The sequence below is a fragment of the Leptospira perolatii genome (assembly GCF_002811875.1).
Lineage (GTDB): Bacteria > Spirochaetota > Leptospiria > Leptospirales > Leptospiraceae > Leptospira_B > Leptospira_B perolatii.
Genome location: NZ_NPDZ01000022.1, coordinates 1 through 18,560, shown reverse-complemented (window position 1 = coordinate 18,560; position 18,560 = coordinate 1). Strand labels below are relative to the sequence as shown.

The window sequence follows — 18,560 nt, the reverse complement described above, 5'->3', positions numbered from 1 at the left end:
AAAAAGGTTAATTCAACAACCAAAAGTGTAACCCATGTCTCCGGTTTAAAGTGTTACCTATGTTCCCGGTTCTTCACTTCCTGGGCGGGGGCTGGTGGCGGGCACCCCCCAGCACGCCTTGCAAGTCGGATATCAGAGCTCGTTTGGTTCTGCAATCCGTTTTTTTCGAACGGTCTTTTGTAGGAGCTCCTACAAACCTTTCTCATCTAACTTCATTCATTGTACTGTTCGGAAGATAGATTCGTTGCTTCAAAAATTTCTTTTCCCGGTAAGGAAACTTTCCATTGTGGAAGTATGATGCTCAAGCAATACCGGATTTTCTTTCGATTTTATCTGCTCGGTATTGCACTAGCATTTTTTTTTGATCTTTCTGCCCAGGAAAGCGACTCGAAGATTTATGCCGGTCAAGATCCGATTCAGTATTTACTAGGAAATTACCCGAAAGAAAAGGCACTGGTAGCTTACAAAAATCCTGGGGATCCCAGAACTTTTTTTCTTAGGAAGGAGGTCCTTCACTCCTTTCAGCAACTTGTGCAAGCATTCAAAAAAGATCACCCCGAAGAACGCCAAGCTCCCTTCATAGTTTCTGCATTTCGATCTTTTCAAGAACAAAAAGGAATCTGGGAAGAGAAATTTACTGGCAAAAGGAAAATGAGGGTTTCGATCAAAGGGAAGTCAAAGAAAGAAATTATAGACCTCATTCTCGAATTCTCGAGTGCGCCAGGTACTTCTCGTCATCATTGGGGAACAGATTTAGATCTAAATGCTTTAGAAAATTCTTATTTTGAAACTGGTGGCAAGGGTGAAAAGTTTTATAAATGGATGATCGAAAACGCTTCCGAATTCGGTTTCTGTCAACCTTATTCACCTAAGCAGCAACGAGCTGGGCAAGGATACAATGAAGAAAAATGGCATTGGTCCTACGCCCCATTATCTAATCGGTTTCAAGCAGATTGGGTGAAGTTATATAAAAAGAACCAACTCCATCTGTCCGGCTTATTTTTAGGATCCGAAGAGCTGAATGACCTTCCGTTCAGCTATGTAACTTCCATTAACCCAGATTGTCTAAAAATTAAGTAACTTTGAAAAGAAGCAAAGTTCATTTCTTAACTTGCTCCTGATACACACTCCACATAGTTTCAAGAATAGTTTTTGGATCGCTGAATTTACACTTCCATCCTAGCAATCGTTCGGCCTGGTCAGCCTTGGCCCACAACTGTGCGGGATCCCCGTTTCTGCGACCGGATATTTTATAGGGAATCGGTCGATTACAAACTTTCTCGGCAAGCTCGAGCATTTCTAATACTGAAAATCCTCGACCAGTTCCCAAATTAACAACTAGAGATTTCTGTTCGCGAAATAGATATTCCAAACTCAGAACGTGGGCAGAGGCAAGATCGCTTACATGAATATAATCCCTGATGCAACTTCCGTCCTGGGTGTCATAATCAACTCCAAAGACTTCCATTCCGCTTCGCATTCCGGTGGCAGCTTCCATGATAATCGGAAGTAAGTTGGCAGGAGTCTTTTCTAAGCCACGAATTCTGCCGCTCGGATCATAACCAGCTGCATTAAAATAACGTAATGCTGCAAATCGAAATCCTTTTAGTTCCGCGTACCAGTGCAAATTCTCCTCAATTGCAAGTTTTGTGTATCCGTAATAGTTCTCGGGCTCCAAAGGATGCAATTCATCCAAAGGAAGATATTTAGGAGCTCCGTACACAGCGGCCGAGGAAGAAAAAATAAAGTTTCTAGTTCCTTCCTTATCCATATGCGCCAATAACTGCAAAGTTCCGGCGATATTGTTCAGTGCATATTTGGAAGGGTCAGTCATTGATTCACCCGCGGCTTTCCAAGCGGCGAAGTGAAAGACTGCATCGACTTTTTTAGCAAAAGCTTTTTTTAATATGGAAACATCGTGAATATCACCCTCGATAAATTCGGCTTTGGGAAACAAATTGATAGGGTTTCCTTTTTCCATATTATCGACGACAAGGACATCGTATCCTTTCTCAAGAAGAAGTACTACAACATGGCTGCCGATATATCCGGCTCCACCAGTGACAAGAATCCTCACCTGTGATCCATTACTCCTCTTTCGCTATTCTTAAAGAAATCTATAATGGATCTCACTTCTTTTGAAATATCCGATTGCTTCTCTAATTCTTCGATTGCTAGTTTGAAGTTCAATCCGGAATGATAAATCGTCTTGTATGCTGCTTTAATCGCGTTTCTAGTTTCAGGGGAGAAGCCACCTCTTTTTAGTCCCACAGTATTTAAGCCGATGATGCTGCAAGGATTGCCATCGGCTGTCGAATATGGAGGAACATCCTTCACTACTTTTGCAAGTCCTGCAACCATAGCGTAGTCACCGACGATACAAAACTGATGGATTGCCACGAGTCCAGAGACAAAGACCTTGTTCCCTAAAGTTGTATGCCCTGCGAGCACGCACCCATGAACTAGGATATTTTCATTTCCCAAAATGCAATCGTGCCCGACGTGGACACTTCCCATAAAATAATTCTTATTACCGATGAGTGTAGGAGTTTCTTCTTTTGTTCCTTTATGGATATTAGAGTATTCCCGAAAAATATTATGGTCACCGATAATTAGCTTGGTCGGTTTATTTTGGTCAAAGGAAAGATCCTGAGGCATGACTCCTAATACTGTACCGTGATGCACTCGGTTAAATTTGCCGATTTTAGTTCCGGCCATAATTCTCGCGCCGGTCTCTATAATGGTTCCTTCTCCGATATTTACGTCCCGTTCAATGATTGTGTAAGCCCCGACTTCCACGGATTCATGCAATTCGGCCTTAGAATCAATAATTGCTGTGGGGTGAATTTTCATTAGAACCGCCTCTTAATTCTTCGATAATACGAAAAAGGACATGGTTTTTTTGTTCAAGCCTTAAATGCTTGCGGTGTAGAATGTACTCTTTAATAAATGATTCTCTTGAACGTGCAAATTCGTTTTCTTTAGGATAAACTTTTTACAGGGAAAACAAAAACCTATATGCTAGTAGACTGGTCACGATTGGATTCGCTAATACAGGCAGATGATGAAGATGATAAGGAATGGCTTTCGGAGATGATTGAATCTCTAAAAACGAATATGAGCTCTCGATTGACAAACATAGTCTCGTTTTCTTCTGATCAAAAACAATCAGAACTTCAAGCGGAGCTTCATCAGACCAAAGGTGTAGCCGCAAATTTCGGATTAGAGAAATTGCGGACTACAATCGCAAATGCAGAGGAATTATTAAAAAATGGTAACTTGACTTCCTGCCACGAGCTTTGCAGTTCTCTCGGAGAAATTTGGACTCAGACAAAAGCTGAACTGAATACCAAATATCCCGGAAAATAAGATCTGAACAGAATTACTTTTTGGCTTTGCGCTCCGTAAAGTAAGAATCCACTTTATCAGTAATCGGCTTTATTTTTTCCTCATACGTCAATATAGCTTCTACCGTTCTTTCGTAAAGACTCATCAGTAGCGCTTGTGCTGCGTCGCACATCTGCTCTTTTCTAAACTCTTCCACGTGCAAGGTTTCTGTAATAGAGCCGTCCGGGTTGAACGGAAGAGAAGCAAGTAGGTTAGATACTACGATCTTGTCGTCTCCAGCTACGTGACTCGGATCAAAAATCACCGGCAAAATTGTTTGGTTTTTTGCGTGGGTAATCACGTTCAAATCGGGAGTATTTCTGCAGTAGCCTTCTTTAATAAAGAGAGTTTTTACTCCTCGCTCGCAAAGTACTATATCAAGATTTCCTTGATTAGCAATATATTCTGCAGCAGAAAACCATTCTACAGCTTCGTTGCCGAATCCTCTTTTCAAAATTACAGGTTTGCCTGCCCTACCAACTGCTTCGAGCAATTCAAAATCCTGTGCATTTCTTGTACCGATCTGAATCATATCGGCGTGCTTCGAAACTTCCTCGGCCATAGTATGATCCATAACCTCGGTTACATAAGGTAGACCGGTTTCCTCTTTTACCTTGTCTAGGAGTTTAATTCCTTCCCAACCAAGTCCTCTCCAATCTGTCGGTCTGGTCCTCGGTTTAAATGCACCGCCTCTGAAAATAATGCGGTCTAGGATCCCAAACTTTTTACCAAGCTCAACCGCCTGTTTTGCGATTGTGACGGTCTGTTCGTAGGTTTGCGGAGAGTCAGGTCCCACTACGAAGATATGTTTGCCTGCGCCGAACTTTCTAACCAGGCCGTCTGCACCTTTGACTTCGACGACTCGATTTTCACGATGGACTACCTCTCCATTTTTTCCGGCAGCAATTCTTGCGATATTTTTATACGGTGCGGACACGTTCCAAATCCTAGAGACTCCGGGGAGCTCCTTCACATACCCTTCCTTTTCGGAGATTTTTCTAGTGTCTCCGATGAAATGAATCGTGTCCGAAACGGCTGCACCACGGATAATTTCAGTTTGGTTGCCGCATTCGGATGCGAGAGTCTTAATCTTAGATTCTGTTTCAGGATGGCCTTTCTCTAGTTCGACTATATCCACGTAGCCTCCGCCCAAATTCGGGCTCTGTATCGATTGATTCTAACTCCAGGCTTTCGATTCTACCCGGAACGTCAAGAAATCCATCAGTGAAGAGTCAGTAAGAATTTTCTGGCCCTGGATAAGTTCCGGATTCCACTTCGCCTTTGTACTTTTGAATCGCACCCAAGACCGCACCGTGACCGTCCAAAAAGGTCTTCAAGAATTTAGGATGAAAGTCTTTATTTAAACCCAAGAGATCGTAGAGCACCAAAACCTGCCCGTCGGTACCAGGACCAGCTCCGATTCCGATCGTAGGTACATGAATCGAGCTAGTAATTTCGTTCGCGAGGTGGGCCGGGACAAGCTCAAGCACTACTGAAAAAGCTCCGGCATTGGATAAGTCCTTCGCTTCTCTTAACAATTTTGCGCTTTCTTGGTCCGCTTTCCCCTGAACCTTGTGTCCGCCGAATACATTGATAGATTGAGGAGTCAATCCGATATGTCCCATAACTGGAACACCGATCCGTTCTAATTTTCTGACGAGTTCCAGGATTTCGTCTGAGCCGCCTTCTATTTTTACGGCATCGCAATCAGTTTCCTTCATTACTCTTCCCGCATTTTGGATCGCGTCTTCGAGGGAAACTTGATAAGAAAGAAAAGGAAGATCGGTGACTATAAATGTCTTAGGAGCTCCTCTTCTAGCTGCTTTTGCATGGTAAATCATCTCATCCAGGGTTACCGGAAGAGTGCTTCTCTGTCCCTGCACCACCATTCCTAAAGAATCTCCGACAAGAATGCTGTCTACTTCTGCCTCTTCCAAAAGTTTTGCAAAAGTAAAGTCGTAACAAGTAAGTACGGATATTTTTCTAGGAAGAGGTTTGTTTCCTCTTGGGAAAACTTTGTGCACGTCCCTCATCAGAATTCCTCTCTTTAATTCGAAAACTTAGATACTAAATCCGACTCTTGAAGTTCGCTTAATAAATCAATAATGAAAGGTCTAGTATATAGACTGTGGTGGGGAAGATGAAGTCCTTTTTCGTGCATTTTTATACTCTTATATGCAAGAATATCGATATCGATCAGCCTTGGTCCTTTGTCACGAGTCCGAACCCTTCCCATTGCATTCTCAATTTCAAGCAAAACATTCAACAACTCGTGAGGGTCTAAATCTGTATTGATGAGAATAATCTGATTTAGAAAGTCAGGTTGATCGACCACTTCCAGTGCAGCGGTCACTAAAGGAGTTCCTACCTTAACAATTCTTATTCTGGAATCTGCAGAGATTCTTCGATTTGCCTCTTTTAGATTCTGCTCCTTGTCACCGATGTTTGATCCGAGGGAAAGGAAGACTTTTTCCGAATCCAATCCTAGACTCCTCCATGAACTGAATGACTCACTCTATAATCAGGACAATCCAAGTGGATCTCCTTGGTCATCTGCATTAGCCTTGAAAAAATTCTTCCTTCGGCGGTCTCTTTCCAAGCCGAAAGGGAAATATTCGAAGTCAGGATCGTCAACTTTTCCTGCTCGTATCTGGAATCAATCAGGTCGTACAATTTTGAATTTGCCCAATCGGATTCCTTATTCGCTCCAAAATCATCTAATACTAAAACTTCCACCTCGGAAAACTGTCTCTCTATCGTTTTTTCCATTCCATGAAGTTCGCTGTCTTTTTGGTAGGTATCCCTAAGTGTAGAAAGAAAGTCTCTATTGATCTTTGCATACTTGCACTCCATTCCATATCTGAAAACTAATTCGTTTAATATTGCGCAAGCAAGAAGAGTTTTGCCTGATCCGGTTCCTCCCCAAAGATAAAGACCTTGAGCGGACTTTCCCAACTCTTTCCATTTCAAAACGAGATCTGCTGCCCAGTCGTGAGCGATCAAAAAAGAAAGTTCAGAAGTATCCATCCGATCCAAAGTGCGGTATTTGTATCTAGGAGGAATTCCCGCCTTCCGAATCAAAAACTCGATCCGATCCGATTCCAATCTAGCATTGTGACAAACACAAGGCATCATTCTATTTTGGCTTTCATCGAAGACCAAAAACGGTGCCCTGCCTTTTGAATCGCAGGTTCGACAAGCATCCCCAATACAGGAGCATAAAACCAATACGCCGGACGAAGAATTGATCACATTCTCTTCTAAGTAGAATCCCACTCCTTGGCAAATCGTGCAAGTGGGAGTTCCTTCCCGAATATCAGTCAGATGTTTCAAATTCATAAAATTGAGCCCAGAATACCAAGTGATAAAGGAAGAGAAACAAAGAAATTAAGAATCGACTGTCTTCCTAGAAACCCTGGAGCTCCTACAAAATCTGCTCGCAATTGGAATTTGTATAAAGGATTCTGGGGATTGCTTTGAAAAAAGCCGTTTCGGTTATGTCCCGAACTAGGTAAAAAAGACAAAAAAATTTTTAGTCCGGTTTATCTTACAGCGTTGGCAACCGATAGTTAAACAGGGGAAAGGACTAACTATCCTATTCCCAAATCCTATCTTTGAAAGAGAAGGCACAGGTGTGAGCACTATGAAGGTGATGAAGACAATATTCGTTCTTCTGGCCATCGTCGGTCTTAACCTTTCCTTGTTTGCTCAGAACGAACAAGGTCAAGGGCAGAACCAACAGGAAGCTAAGGCAGCGGCTGATAAGATCGATGAATTACTCAAAGGAGAACTTGTCCCGGAAGACGACGACAAGAATATTACGGAAGAACAGAAGAAGCGTAAAAAGGTAATCCAAGAGCAGGAAGCAATTTGGAAGAACCCGGACTTTAAAGGCTACGATAAGAACTTCCAGGAACTCCATCAGCTATCAAAGGCTTTCGCGAACAACAAGTTCCGTCTTGCCCTGACCAGCTATCAATCAGGTGTCAACACCGTCCTAAAGATGAGAGAAGCCGTCGAACAGTATCGTAAAGAAGAAGCCGAGAAGAAACGCTTGGATGAAAAATGGTACTGGCAAAAAGTCGATCGCAAGGCGAGAGAAGACCGAGTCGTTTCCAGAATGAAACTAGAAGCGAAACAGCTTGGTTTGAATTATTTCACTAAGGCAATCAATCACTTAGATGAAATCAAAAACCCGGACCTTCGTGAACGCGCAGAATTCAAACGTTTATTATCGGATGTTTACAGATCTTGGATTATTACTGAATACGATCTGCAAAACTTACCTCAGTGTATCCCCATACTGGAGCTCTACATCGAGGTGGATGAAAATGAGAAGGAATACCCAGCTCATAAGTACCTCGCAAGCTGCTACGCTTTTGAGGAAAACATGATCAAAAAATACGGTGGTGCAAGTGAAGACCAGATGTTCAAATTCCGTCACAAGAAGAACATTCACTTACTCCGCGCAACCGAGCTAAAATATGGAAAAGATTCTCCTGAATACAAACATATTGTTAGCTTGATCAACAAGGATGAAGTAATTTCAGTTCGTCCTTGAATCTCTCTTTCACGAAAAAGATAATAAAGCCTCGGAGTAAAACCCGGGGCTTTTTTATTTTTTCTGAATGCCTCCATGAATTCTCGGGATTTGAGGTTTCGCCATTTCCCTTTTGCACCACTCCTCCCCAAGAGAAACAAAAGCTTTAAGAAGGGGAATGTAACCCCTGTTAATCTACCCCGATTCATTGACTGAATTTCGTACGTTCCTGGGAAATCATAAATAAGGAATTCTCCTCAAGAATTTCTCAAGGATGTGACCTATCGTGAATCAAAAGTTTATTCTAACGCTTATCATTGTAATGAGTATGAGCGTTAACAACCTACCAGCCCAAACGATCGAAGACGCTCAGTCTTTGCTCTCCGAAAGCAAAAGCAAACTGAGGAAAGTATCCTCTGAGGTTGATCTATTAGCGCCCAAGCAAAAAGGAGAAGTTCACCCGAAGCTGGTTAAAATACGGAAAGACTGCGAAACCGGAGAAGATTATGTGAAGTACTATAAGAACTATAAAGGTGCAGTCACAATCTTAAAAAAATGCATGCAAGATCTAGATGGAATTTCGGATCAAGCTCGCAAACTTGCAAGCAATCTAGAAAAGAATCCTCCGAAACAACCAGATGTTGCACCTAGTACAACAACGGAACCCAAGAAAGATGAATCCGCTTCAAAAAATCAAACGCAACCTTCTGAGTGCAAGAAGGGCGAGTTTTTTGTAAACGCATCCAATCCGAAAGACGGAGTCGCGGGGATTTGTGCTTTTTTCGGAAAGCAACCGGTTGATGAAAAATGGAAAGCATCCCACTACTGCAGGGAGAAAAATCCCGATTCAGGATTGGCTGATAAAGGTGGAGTAAATATCGCTATCATCCTGACTACCTTGGAGCATAATTACACTTCACATGCTTATGACCAATTCTGGTTAGACTCCAGTGACGATCTTTGGGGAGCTAAGCTCTATCCAGTGAGCATCACCAGAGTTCCCGCTCACACTTCTATGTTTCCTCTGTGCATACGAACCCTCTTTATAAAAAGATGATAGAGGCGGTACTAAATACTATATGAGAGTGCTTCTTTTTCAATAAGTACTTATGGCCCCGATGCGGAAAGCTCGGGGCCCTTTTATTTTAAGCTAAATGGATTCACTTCTATTTTGATTCGATACGGATTTGCAAACTGTAACTACAAAAACATTATTCTATTTCAGCGAATTCCTTAAAAAAGATTGGTCAATTCTCAATTACGAACTCATGATTCATTTACCTAAATGCATGAACTTCTTATCAAAAATTATACTTTCCCGTAGAATTCTGAACGCGATTCGAAAAAACTCCCCCGAGAATTTGAAACCACTCTTATTAAGGAAGGAATTTCCGATCGACGAGCCTTTGAACTATGGAATGACTCCGCTCTCCCTCTCCGCCTACTATGGAAGTTTAGAATGCACAAAAATTCTTTTCGAACTCGGTGCAGATCCGAACAAAAAAGACGAAGAGACAGGAAGCACACCTTTGATTCACGCAGTTTTGCGAACTGAATCGAAGGATCTCCTTAGTTTTCTTTTATCGAAAGGTGCAGATCCTAATCTAAAGGATAACAATGGTTTCGGACCATTGCACCACTGCTTGAACGATGCAAAGCTTGAGTCCTTTCAATTCTTATTGGAGAAAGGAGCAGATCCAAACTTGCAAGACAAGGATGGTGTCACTTGCTTGAACCTGGCAAAGTCGTCTCATGGAATGAGCGACTTCATCGACCTTCTTCTAAAATATGGGGCCGATCCAAACATCAAGGATAAACACGGAAAGACTTACTTAATGTAAGCCTCTCAGTACTTTCGAAAATCGTTATATTGTTAGTGGCTCGGGAAATCGCAGAACGCAGGAAACTGCTAGGTCTTCGATTCTTCCAGATTTTTCGTCTTTGTCCAAGACAGAAGTAACTCCTCTAGACTTTTTTTGAGCAAACCTTTCAGGTCCAGGTCGGTGATATTACCTTCGCGATCCACCTTCTTATTTACCGCCGGAATCACAAGACTCGCATTTTTGACCAAGGTCGCAGTCATGACCGTGAGAGTGTTTCCAAGATGTAAGTGCACTTTTTGTCCACCGCTTAACCCGGGAGAAGCATTCCAAATCGCTACAGGTTTATTCATAAGCTCTCCGCTGCCTACGACCCAATCCAGAGCATTTTTCAAAACTCCAGGTATTTCAAAGACATACTCTGGGCTGGCAATGAGTACAGCGTCCGCTTTTATCAACTCATGTTTCCACGTTTTTGCCTTCTCGGGAAGGAGTTCCTCGGAATCCAAATCGGGATTAAAAAATGGAAGTTCGCTGATACAATTCGAAATTTGCATCTTCATTCCGGACGGTTGGAGTTCCATAGCAGATCGTAATAAAGCTGAATTGTAGGAGTTCTTACGCAAACTTCCCGAGATAGCCAGAACATTCATAGGACCTTTGATTCCTTCTTTTGTAATAAGCATTAGACAGTTTGGATTCGTCTTCCACGGTATTCTCGAAAAGGTAACTTGATGGAAAGTCCCGGACGAATTTACACCCAAATACCAAATAGCGCAATTTCGGTTAAATTCAAATGTTAGCTGAATTCGATTTAATGGCAAAGGACTGGGAAAGACTGGGAGCAAATTATCCTAGCCGATTTCAAAATAAATGAGAAATTCGCAGTAGTAATTCATAAGATCGGACGCCAGTTCTCCTGGAATCGATTAGAATGCAATATCAATAGTGAAGAGAATGGAACAGACCCGAATCAGGGCAAAAAATCAGGTTTGTTCTTAAAGGAGTGCGAATGGATTCCCAAATATTAGAAAGGCCAAAGTTGAAAAGTAAAACTCAGGATGCTACGAAAGTGCTCGATTCAGTCATCATCGGATCTGGATTCGCAGGACTTTGTATGGGAATCCGACTTAAAAAAGCAGGAATCAAGTCCTTTGTAATTTTTGAAAAAGCTGAATCAATCGGCGGAACTTGGAGGGACAATACGTATCCGGGAGCCGCCTGCGACGTAGAATCTCACCTCTATTCTTTTTCCTTCGAGCCCAGATCCAGCTGGAGCAGACAGTTTGGACCTCAAAAAGAAATTCTAAACTACATGAACTATTGTGCGGACAAGTACGGGCTAAGGCCATATATCTGCACGAATTCGGGAGTAACAGGCGCTTATTTTGACGAAATAACCGGACTCTGGGAAGTTGCGACAGAATCAGGAGAAAAGTTTAAAGCTAGGACAGTTGTCAGCGGAACAGGCGGACTCAGTCGTCCTGTATTGCCAAATATTAAAGGAATCGATCAATTCAAGGGAGCCAAATTTCACTCTGCGAGATGGGATCACGAATACGATCTAAAAGGCAAGACTGTTGCGGTAATCGGAACCGGTGCAAGCGCAATTCAAATCGTTCCCGCAATCGCTCCGACGGTCTCGAAATTACTTTTGTTTCAAAGAACTGCACCGTGGATTTTGCCTAAGCTAGATGCAAAGATAGCAAAACCAGTGCGGCTTTTGTTCAAATTCGTTCCTCCATTCAGATGGGTATTTAGAAAATTATTATATTGGATGCACGAAATAGGAGTCGTCGCATTCGCGATTCATCCCAAGATCATGAAAACTTTCGAAAAACTGGGAAGGAGATACATCGCGAAAAAAATTCAGGATCCTATTTTGCAAAAGCAAGTAACTCCGAACTTTACAATCGGTTGCAAAAGAGTTCTGCTTTCCAACGATTATTATCCAGCTCTAACTAGGGAAAACGTTTCCTTAATTCCACACGGAATAGTAGCAGTCACTAAAAACGGAGTCATCGGAAGTGACAATGTGGAACACAAAGTCGATGCAATCGTATTCGCTACCGGTTTCCAAGCAGCCGAGGCTACTCCTCCTTTTGAAGTAAAAGGAAAAAACCAAATGGATTTGGCTGACATCTGGAAAAATGGCCCAGAAGCATATTTAGGAACCTGCGTTTCTGGTTTTCCTAATTTCTTTATGATTGTGGGACCAAATACTGGGTTGGGACATAGCTCGATGATTCTGATGATAGAATCTCAGGCGCAGTACATCCTACAGTGTATACGTTCTCTCCGAAAGAAAAATGTAAAATATCTGGATGTCAAACAAAGCGCCCAAGACAAATTCAATCGAGAGATACATGATAGATTGGCAAAGTCTGTATGGTCTACGGGCGGCTGCGTAAGCTGGTACAATACTCAATCTGGAAAAAATACTACTCTTTGGCCCGGATTTACGTTTGAATTTAAGGCTCGCACTTATTTCTTAAAAACTAGTGATTTTGAATTTGTTCGAACGAACGGAGAAAAAGAATCATTAAGTTTTGGAACCCGTTTTTCCTTGTTAGCCGGATCCCCATTTTTCTGAAATCCGACTTCCTTACCGAGCATGGGACAATCGTCAGATTCAGTCAGAAAGTTCCATGCCCTGTCCGGATTGGCTACACAAGAATCTTAATCCTGAAATACTTTTCGCTTTAGTGCAGGAATTGCTTCGAACAGTCTAAAAACGGATTTAGTAACTCCTCGGGCAAACCTGCTTTCATTTACGATCAACTCGAGCGCCTCTAAAGAATCATCGACAGCCTGAAATCCGTATTCTATCATCTTCAATTCGTATTCGCCGATAGCCTTTTCCAAGCTTTCGTTTGAATCGACCGCGCCACTTATTTTTTCTCGCAAAAGGCTAGCATCTCTAAAGGCAGTATTCGCACCAATACCTCTAGCTGGGGTCATGCTGTGGATCGAATCTCCTAGCAAAGTTACTCTTCCAGTCTTCCAAGGTTCTACTCTAACCGAGGAATGGATCGGTACTGCGAGAATGGACTCCAGATCTGCGTTTGCAACGAGGCCGGAGACTCTTGGATCCCAAGAATCAATCATTTTTAAAACCAAAATTCTGAGTTCCTCCGGCGAAGCATTTCGAGCTTCATTTATAAAGTTTTTATAATTTGGCTCTTTCGTGCTGAATGCCCACATTACATAATCTTGGTAATTTTTCGTAACGTCTTCGATGTCATTTACGGTTCCAAATCCAGTTTCGCGTTCCGGAAATTCTTGCATCGCAAGAAACATTCCTCTTCCTTTTGGAGCCAGAATTGAACCGGGCCCCAGGAGCAACTCTTCTGGCAGTAAACTTCTTATTTTTGAAGTCAAAGGTGTCTTGCCCATGATAGCTAGCACTTCTGTGTAGATTCTTTGAGCTTCCGGTAAAAATTGCTTTCTTACTCTGGAGTTTGCTCCATCTGCTCCAATGAGCAAGTCTCCGGTTGCAGAAGTCCCATCTTCAAAATATGCGGTAACACGATCTGCCTGAATTTCAAACTTAGAAAAACGTTTATCAAAATGAACGTTCCCCTCCAGACCTTGCAAGAGTAAGGACCTGAGTAGAATTCTACTGGCAGACCGATGCAACAAGACATCGTCCATTTTTTGGGAGCTGTCCCTTAATTGGAGTAGCTTCCGCAATCTTTCATCTAGAAAAGTAAAAGCTACACTGGCAGGGCCACTAGCATCTTGCAGAGTTTGAAACAATTCTTCCGGCAAGCAATTCTGTAATGCCCTGGCTCCGTTGGGGTCAATATGAATTCGGTACCCCTCCAACCTGCTTGTAGGAGAAAAGTCCCTCTCAAAAACTTGTACCTGAATCCCAGATTTCTTTAACCCTTGGGCAAGACATAGACCGCCCAATCCTCCCCCTATGATCAGAACTTCCAAAGGCTTCTTTCTCAAAGGAAGGCCACTATGCGCGTTTTTTTCTTGCAGAATTTCCATAATATACGATCCTCCAAATGTTATGGTTCCTCAAACCGAATATCTCGCTAAACCGAGATATTCGGTTTATTAAAGTATTTCTGGAAATTTGTCAATGAAAAAAATATCTTCCGAAAAGCAAAAACTGATCCAGGAACTCCTGCAAGCAGGTCGAGAGAATGGAGCTGCGATAGTTATGTTCCACACTGCCATCGGCAATCAAATGGGCTTGAACGCAACCGATAGCAAAACGATGGACATATTGGATAGAAAAGGCCCCCTAACCGCCGGCGAAATTGCGGAAGAAACCGGATTGGCAACGGCTTCGGTTACAGGATTAATCGATCGTCTAGAAAAGTTAGGGTTCGTAGAAAGAGTCAGAGATGCTAAGGATCGCAGGAAGGTATTCGTGAAACCGATATTCGACGAATATGAAAAACAGGGACAAATTTTTTCGTCTTTGGTTAACTCTCTAACTGGACTTTATTCCAATTATAAAGACAGCGAATTAGCTACCATACTGGATTTCATTCGAAAGTTGACTGTAACTTTTAGGGAAGAAACCAATAAGCTGCAACCAAAAGATTAAATCGACCAGTACATTAGAATTTCTTGATTTCCGTCGGCACCGGCAATGGGAGATTCGGAAAGGGATAATAATTTTATCCCTGATTCCTTTCTTGCAAACCTTAGTAAAGACCGAACAGTCCGCAATCGGATCTTCGGATCCGTTAGAATTCCTTTTGTTAAAAACTTCGGATCTACTTCAAACTGGGGCTTGATCAGACTAAATCCAGACCAGCTTCGCCCCGGAACTTGGTCATGAAGTCTCTTAACAATCGGAAATACGTTCCGAAGAGAAATAAAGCTTAAATCCATGACTAGAAATATTTTCTCGGGAAAATCGCTTGATTCTGCCGATTTCCAAAGTTCTTCCAAAATATCCCAGGTGATGTTCTTTACATGAAATCGATCGATCACTTTCACCCTAGGATCTTTTGCTATACGCGACACCATCTGTCCGTATCCAACATCAAAAGCAAAAATGTTCTTTGCGCCTTGCTCTAAAAGCACTTGAGTAAAACCGCCGGTGGAAGCGCCCCAGTCCAAACATAGTTTATCAGAAAGATCTATATTCCAAAGTTCGAATGCCTTTTTCAGTTTAAAGGCGCCCCTACTCACATACTTGGGAATTACTTCCTTTAATCGTACGGAAGAATCTTCGGCAAATAGAAGTCCAACTTTATCCACTACTTGGTCGTTGACCAACACGGATCCGGATAAAATTAGACTTTGAGCTTTTGAAAGATCTTCAGCCAGACCTCTTTCAAGAAGAAGTCTATCTAATCTAATTTTTCCGCGAGCCAAGACTTTCGGGTAAGGAGCGGAAAAATTCGGGAAACTGGCCGCCCTCTCCACTATTCAAGATCTCTGAATCTAACCGAGAACCAAGCTCGGCCAGACTCTTGACAATTTCTGAAACCATTTGTTTACATTTTTCTAATCCAAAAAGAGATGGATACGTGATTTTCCCGGAACGATGGTCTTTGCCTGGGGTCTTTCCCAATTCTTTCTGATTTCCTTCAACGTCCAAAATATCATCTGTAATTTGAAATAGCATTCCGAGCTTTTCACCGTATTCTGAGAACGCAGATTGTAACTTTATCGAATCCTTTCTTAGACGATTGCCGAGTAAAACGGAGGCTCGGATCAGAGCGCCCGTTTTCAATCGATGAGTTTTTTTCAAAAGCTCTTCCTTGGATCCTTTTAATGATTCCGGTTTTCTTTCTAAAGCCAAGTCGTAGACCTGACCGGACACCATTCCAGGCGCTCCTCCACCTTCGTGTAGAATTCTTACCAAATCTCTGTGTAAGAATTTATCTCCAGGATTTCCTTCGGCAAAGGTCAGCCATTCAAAAGCATAGCTTTGCAAAGCGTCTCCCGCCAAAATCGCTGTGGCTTCGGAAAACTTTTTATGTAACGTCTGTATCCCACGACGGAAATCGTCGTTGTCCATGCTCGGAAGGTCATCGTGAATTAAGGAATATGTATGAATACATTCTAAAGATGTAGCCAGCGCGAGTGAATCCTGAGAAATCGAACCGAAGGAAGCAAAACAAAGAATAGATCTGAGCCTCTTTCCGCCTGCTTTTAGGCTGTATTCCATGGCTTCCGCCAATTCCGAGGCACACTCCATTCGAAATTTCGAATATACCTTGATTTCTAAATATCGTTCTAACTCTTGTTTTGCGTTAGACATCTGCGATGTTAGGGCATGTCGATGAACTGACTGCAATTTGATTTATCCTTCTTCGCTTAGACTAACAACTACCTTACCAGTTGTTCTTCCGGACTGGAAAAGCTTAAGGGCGTCGGGCAATTCAGAAAACGGAAAAACAGAGCCGATATGAGGAGGTTCCAAATTTAACTTTATCAGATTTTTTAAATGTATAGAAAGCTCATCCACTTTTTCGTAGAGCCAAATCAAATTGAAGCCCAGAACCGCTTTGTTAGAAGAAATGATTTCCATTACGTCCACCTTTGGTCGAGTCAAATATCTCCAAATTACAGATAGCCAGTTGATTCGGTCCCCAGGAGTCATGAAAGATGCGGAACCGTAAACGACGATTCGACCCATAGGAGATAGAGCATCATAGCTAGCCTGGAATATCTTGCCGCCGATACATTCCAAAACCAAATGCAGTTCCTTTTCTCCAAGAATAGTTAGCAGATCCGCAGCAAATTGCGAGGATCGAATGATCCAGCTATCGTAGCCTTCCTTTTCCAAAAGTGGTATTTTAGCGGCACTGCCAACTGCTCCAATTGTCCGAGCACCAAATTTCTTTGCAATTCGATTGGCATAGATTCCGACACCGCCGGCTGCGCTATGAATCAATATATTCTGTCCTTTTTGAAGATTGCCTAAAGGAACTAGAGCATAATACGCAGTTAAACCTTGGACAAGAAAGCCTGCACCATCCTCAAAGGACCAGCGTGCGGGTAACTTATACAAATATCTATGATCAATATTTAGATGATTAGCATAGGCTCCGAATCTAGTGACACCCATCACCTTATCATTTTTCTTGAACTGTTTTACCTTCTTGCCTACTGCCAAAACGATTCCTGAATATTCAAGTCCAGGAACAAAAGGTCCTTTTGGAGTCGCGCTGTACAATCCTTGGATGGCAAATATGTCGGCAAAATTTAAGCCGATGGCCCTTACGGCTACCGCGACTTCGTTGTCTCCATGAGGAGACAATTCTTCTTCAGCAAGCTCCAGGTGATCGATAGATCCCTTTGCTTCAATTCGATAGACCTTTCGAACCATGTTGGCATAATGAGGCTTCTACTTTTTGAATAAAAGGAAAAAACTAAAAATAAAGCACCCTAAGATCCATTCCTCCATGAGTCACATGTATAGTTTCAACGTGTTTCTTTAATTCATTTAATATTTCCGACCACGACTGTTCCGTTGGGCACATTACAAATCCGACTACGTTCGCGGGTAAATTTTTCCATTCCGATAGTTTTCTTCCTAGTTTTCGATAAAAGTTAGAATTAGACCCCGTTTGAATTCTAAGGCCATAAGGAGGATTGACCGGAATCCATATATTCTTTGGCTCCCCAAGAGACTCCCAGACTATCTTCGAATTCACGGTAAAGAAATCAGAGTTTTCACCGGAAAAGTCTAGAGCAAAAGAAGAATTCAAATCTATTAGATATTTAGAATATTCCTCCTTTCTTTCCTGCAAGTAGTTCCAAGTTTCCCGTTCTAGTTCGTTGATCCAAATTTTCAGATGATCATTACTTCTTTCCCGTAAAAGCCTGGAATACAAAAATTCCCAAGTGTTTTGGGGAAACTCAAGAAGGTCCTGAAAAAAAAATCTCCTTTTATAATGAGGGAAACTAAGGCTTAAAATTCGATGGGCTCCTTCCCATACAAACGTCCCGGACCCGGCAAACGGGACAATAAGTGCGTCCACTTCGCTTAATCTTTGTTGCAAACGCCAAAGAAGAAAAGATGCCAAATTCTCACGAACCGGAGCGGATTTGCCTAGCGGCTTAAATCGTCCTCTTTTGAATAGAGGGTCGCCGCACATGCTGAGCGAAAGAATCATTTCATGTCCGATGCATAAAGCATTCAACTCGGTAAAAAGCGACCCATCTTGGAACGAGGACTTGTGTTCATCCCATAAGGTTTGGATTTCTTCCCTACCTAACGAGGAATTTCCTTTGGCTTGTGGATGAAGTTTCAGGCTCCAGCCGGAAGGCAATAAGCCAGAATCTTTTAAAGCGGACTCAAACCCATCAAAACTGAATGCTTTGTCTAATTTGTATTTTCCGAGATTTAATCTGAAATCCGTTAGCCAAGGAATTCTCGCCAGAATCTCTAAAGCCTGTTTAAAATTCGATTTTTCTAATATGAATTTTTCAGGAAATACTTGTCCTGTTGGAATTGACTGTCCTGGTAAAAACGGAGCACCAAACACGTCGGCCAAATATGCGTCTGTTTCCGTGGCGGTTCCTGGTGGAATCAAAAATTCCCATCGATTCAATTGGCCGGCTCTGAACTTCTGGAATTTCCAGTTCATTCATTGAGTTTTCAATTTGAAGCATCGAAAGGAAGAAAAAAATGTAGGAGCTCCTACAAGGATTTCATAAAAGAAAGATGGTTGATTGAAAAATCGGTTCGTGATAGTAGGGGCAAATGCGGGGAACGGTAACTCTCCACCGGACCGGCCCCCACCCAAAAAAGTGAAGAACCGGGAACATAGGTAACACTTTAAACCGGAGACATGGGTTACACTTTTGGTTGTTGAATTAACCTTTTT

Annotated in this window: 19 protein-coding genes; 7 read left to right on the top strand and 12 right to left on the bottom strand. The window is 42.3% G+C overall.

Translation table 11 applies throughout. The features are described 5' to 3' along the window. Positions 1-294 precede the first annotated feature (294 nt). On the top strand, positions 295-1,080 hold the full coding sequence (locus tag CH373_RS18030; RefSeq protein WP_243393468.1) for a M15 family metallopeptidase: 786 nt from the start codon (positions 295-297) through the stop codon (positions 1,078-1,080). Positions 1,081-1,099: 19 nt separating this feature from the next. On the opposite strand, the gene galE is transcribed toward CH373_RS18030, so the two are convergent. Together galE and lpxA are read right to left on the bottom strand one after the other, a co-directional pair. Next, positions 1,100-2,077, bottom strand: coding sequence for a UDP-glucose 4-epimerase GalE (gene galE, locus CH373_RS18025; RefSeq protein ID WP_100715486.1), 978 nt, complete (start codon positions 2,075-2,077; stop codon positions 1,100-1,102). After that, complete coding sequence (gene lpxA / locus CH373_RS18020; protein WP_100715485.1) at positions 2,074-2,853, bottom strand: acyl-ACP--UDP-N-acetylglucosamine O-acyltransferase; 780 nt, start codon at positions 2,851-2,853, stop codon at positions 2,074-2,076. Before lpxA ends, galE begins: the two co-directional genes overlap by 4 nt. 165 nt (positions 2,854-3,018) lie before the next feature. Between lpxA and CH373_RS18015 the strand changes: the two genes are divergently transcribed. Further along, entirely contained in the window at positions 3,019-3,369 is a 351-nt protein-coding gene (locus tag CH373_RS18015) for an Hpt domain-containing protein (protein ID WP_100715484.1), read from the top strand. A gap of 13 nt (positions 3,370-3,382) precedes the next feature. Here CH373_RS18015 and CH373_RS18010 read toward each other — a convergent pair whose 3' ends face one another. From CH373_RS18010 to zapE, 4 genes are all read right to left on the bottom strand, one after another. Beyond that, positions 3,383-4,525 (bottom strand): N-acetylneuraminate synthase family protein, encoded by a 1,143-nt coding sequence (locus tag CH373_RS18010; protein WP_100715489.1) that lies wholly within the window; start codon positions 4,523-4,525, stop codon positions 3,383-3,385. Between the two features lie 94 nt (positions 4,526-4,619). After that, on the bottom strand, positions 4,620-5,420 hold the full coding sequence (gene panB / locus CH373_RS18005) for a 3-methyl-2-oxobutanoate hydroxymethyltransferase (protein WP_100715483.1): 801 nt from the start codon (positions 5,418-5,420) through the stop codon (positions 4,620-4,622). Positions 5,421-5,434: 14 nt separating this feature from the next. Continuing rightward, positions 5,435-5,869, bottom strand: a complete 435-nt coding sequence (folK, locus tag CH373_RS18000) for a 2-amino-4-hydroxy-6-hydroxymethyldihydropteridine diphosphokinase (protein WP_100715482.1) — start codon at positions 5,867-5,869, stop codon at positions 5,435-5,437. A 2-nt stretch (positions 5,870-5,871) separates the two neighbouring features. Beyond that, positions 5,872-6,726, bottom strand: coding sequence for an AFG1/ZapE family ATPase (gene zapE, locus CH373_RS17995; RefSeq protein ID WP_165778871.1), 855 nt, complete (start codon positions 6,724-6,726; stop codon positions 5,872-5,874). Between the two features lie 304 nt (positions 6,727-7,030). Here zapE and fcpA point away from each other — a divergent pair, with 304 nt between their 5' ends. The 3 genes from fcpA (at position 7,031) to CH373_RS17975 (ending at position 9,768) form a co-directional block, all read left to right on the top strand. Continuing rightward, positions 7,031-7,948: a flagellar coiling protein FcpA gene (gene fcpA / locus CH373_RS17985; protein ID WP_100715480.1), complete on the top strand. Its 918-nt coding sequence runs from the start codon at positions 7,031-7,033 to the stop codon at positions 7,946-7,948. Positions 7,949-8,213: 265 nt separating this feature from the next. After that, positions 8,214-8,984 (top strand): hypothetical protein, encoded by a 771-nt coding sequence (locus tag CH373_RS17980; RefSeq protein WP_100715479.1) that lies wholly within the window; start codon positions 8,214-8,216, stop codon positions 8,982-8,984. 211 nt (positions 8,985-9,195) lie between these two features. Continuing rightward, positions 9,196-9,768 carry an ankyrin repeat domain-containing protein gene (locus CH373_RS17975; protein WP_100715488.1) on the top strand — a complete coding sequence of 191 codons (573 nt, stop codon included), beginning with the start codon at positions 9,196-9,198 and terminating at the stop codon, positions 9,766-9,768. A 68-nt stretch (positions 9,769-9,836) separates the two neighbouring features. On the opposite strand, the gene CH373_RS17970 is transcribed toward CH373_RS17975, so the two are convergent. After that, a complete protein-coding gene (locus tag CH373_RS17970; RefSeq protein WP_243393467.1) occupies positions 9,837-10,433 on the bottom strand; it encodes an NADPH-dependent FMN reductase in 597 nt (198 codons plus the stop codon). 326 nt (positions 10,434-10,759) lie between these two features. On the opposite strand from CH373_RS17970, the gene CH373_RS17965 reads away from it, so the two are divergent. Then, positions 10,760-12,340, top strand: a complete 1,581-nt coding sequence (locus CH373_RS17965) for a flavin-containing monooxygenase (protein WP_100715478.1) — start codon at positions 10,760-10,762, stop codon at positions 12,338-12,340. 86 nt (positions 12,341-12,426) lie between these two features. Here the strand turns inward: CH373_RS17965 and CH373_RS17960 are convergent, their stop codons facing one another. Beyond that, on the bottom strand, positions 12,427-13,746 hold the full coding sequence (locus tag CH373_RS17960) for an FAD-dependent oxidoreductase (protein ID WP_100715477.1): 1,320 nt from the start codon (positions 13,744-13,746) through the stop codon (positions 12,427-12,429). 94 nt (positions 13,747-13,840) lie between these two features. Here CH373_RS17960 and CH373_RS17955 point away from each other — a divergent pair, with 94 nt between their 5' ends. Beyond that, a complete protein-coding gene (locus CH373_RS17955) occupies positions 13,841-14,314 on the top strand; it encodes a MarR family winged helix-turn-helix transcriptional regulator (RefSeq protein ID WP_100715476.1) in 474 nt (157 codons plus the stop codon). Here the strand turns inward: CH373_RS17955 and CH373_RS17950 are convergent. The 4 genes from CH373_RS17950 to CH373_RS17935 are packed head-to-tail and all read right to left on the bottom strand — an operon-like array spanning position 14,311 to position 18,320. Next, the gene (locus tag CH373_RS17950) at positions 14,311-15,093 is read right to left on the bottom strand and encodes a TlyA family RNA methyltransferase (protein WP_100715475.1); all 783 of its coding nucleotides are present in this window, start codon (positions 15,091-15,093) and stop codon (positions 14,311-14,313) included. The genes CH373_RS17955 and CH373_RS17950 overlap by 4 nt on opposite strands. Then, complete coding sequence (locus CH373_RS17945) at positions 15,074-15,985, bottom strand: polyprenyl synthetase family protein (RefSeq protein ID WP_100715474.1); 912 nt, start codon at positions 15,983-15,985, stop codon at positions 15,074-15,076. The genes CH373_RS17950 and CH373_RS17945 overlap by 20 nt, the downstream gene beginning before the upstream one ends. Positions 15,986-16,027: 42 nt before the next feature. Continuing rightward, entirely contained in the window at positions 16,028-17,056 is a 1,029-nt protein-coding gene (locus tag CH373_RS17940) for a synaptic vesicle VAT-1 family membrane protein (RefSeq protein ID WP_100715473.1), read from the bottom strand. Between the two features lie 43 nt (positions 17,057-17,099). Then, entirely contained in the window at positions 17,100-18,320 is a 1,221-nt protein-coding gene (locus CH373_RS17935) for a hypothetical protein (RefSeq protein ID WP_100715472.1), read from the bottom strand. Positions 18,321-18,560: the final 240 nt, after the last annotated feature.